Origin of the sequence: Paramagnetospirillum kuznetsovii (assembly GCF_003284725.1) — a bacterium.
Lineage (GTDB): Bacteria > Pseudomonadota > Alphaproteobacteria > Rhodospirillales > Magnetospirillaceae > Phaeospirillum > Phaeospirillum kuznetsovii.
The window spans coordinates 1-1,145 of sequence record NZ_PGTO01000057.1 but is presented as its reverse complement, the minus strand read 5'-3'; the positions used below and the strand labels follow the sequence as shown (position 1 = coordinate 1,145).

At 61.2% G+C, this 1,145-nt stretch carries 1 protein-coding gene; it reads left to right on the top strand.

Annotated features, from left to right (window positions below; all coding sequences use genetic code 11):
- The first annotated feature begins 61 nt into the window (after positions 1 to 61).
- Positions 62 to 1,132, top strand: coding sequence for an IS630 family transposase (locus CU669_RS20915; RefSeq protein WP_112147518.1), 1,071 nt, complete (start codon positions 62 to 64; stop codon positions 1,130 to 1,132).
- Positions 1,133 to 1,145: the final 13 nt, after the last annotated feature.

Genomic DNA, 1,145 nt, shown 5'->3' with positions numbered 1-1,145 from the left:
CCTAGTGCACTGACGCAAACACAGGATTCACAATCGATCTGCGCCGTGCGAGTCTGTGGTCATGGCACAGACCGTCAGCATCATCGTCTCTCCCGAGGACCAAGTGCGCTTGGCCGAGGTCATTGGGGATCGCAACAGTCCGCAAAAGCACGTTCAACGGGCGCGGATCGTCCTTCTTTCGGCTGAGCATCGGCCCGTTCTTGAGGTGGCCCGCGAAATCGGCATCAGCCGCCCAGCGGTGTGGCGCTGGCAACTGCGCTATGCCGAGCAAGGGGTTGATGGCTTGCTGCGGGACAAGACGCGCAAGCCGGGCAAGCCTCCTTTGTCCCTGGAAACGGTCGCGAGGGTCTTGGCTCTGCCGTGCTCCAACCCGCCCGGCAGCGTTACCCATTGGACAGGCCGTGCGGTCGCCAAGGCCGTTGGCATCAGCTTGCGGGCGGTCCAGCGGATCTGGGACGCCCACCGTCTTCAGCCGCACCGGTTGCGCACGTTCAAGAAGTCCAAGGACCCCGCCTTCGCCGAGAAAGTCGAGGATGTGGTTGGCCTCTACATGGAGCCGCCGTGCCACGCCGTGGTGCTGTCCATTGATGAGAAAAGCCAGATCCAGGCCCTCGACCGCACCCAGCCGGGCCTGCCGCTGAAACCGGGCAAGTGCGCCACCATGACCCACGATTACAAGCGCAACGGCACCACCACCCTGTTTGCCGCCCTCAACATCTTGGACGGCACCGTGCTGGGGCGTTGTATGCAAAAGCACCGGCATCAGGAATTCATCAAGTTCCTCAATGCGGTGGAGCGGGCCGTTCCCGCAGGGAAAATCATCCATGCCATCCTCGATAACTACGCCACCCATAAGCATCCCAAGGTCAGGCAATGGTTGGCGGATCACCCGCGCTGGGTCTTCCATTTCACCCCGACATCGGCTTCGTGGCTCAACGCCGTCGAGGGATTCTTCTCCATCATCACCCGGCGGAAAATCCGCCGCGGCGTGTTCAAATCCGTTGCCCAGTTGGAAGATGCCATCCGCGCCTATATCCGCTACCACAACGGTCAGGCCAAGCCCTTCGTCTGGACCAAGACCGCAGAGGGCATCTTCGAAAAACTCTCCCGCTTGCCTGCATCTTCTGAATGAGTCAGTGCACTAG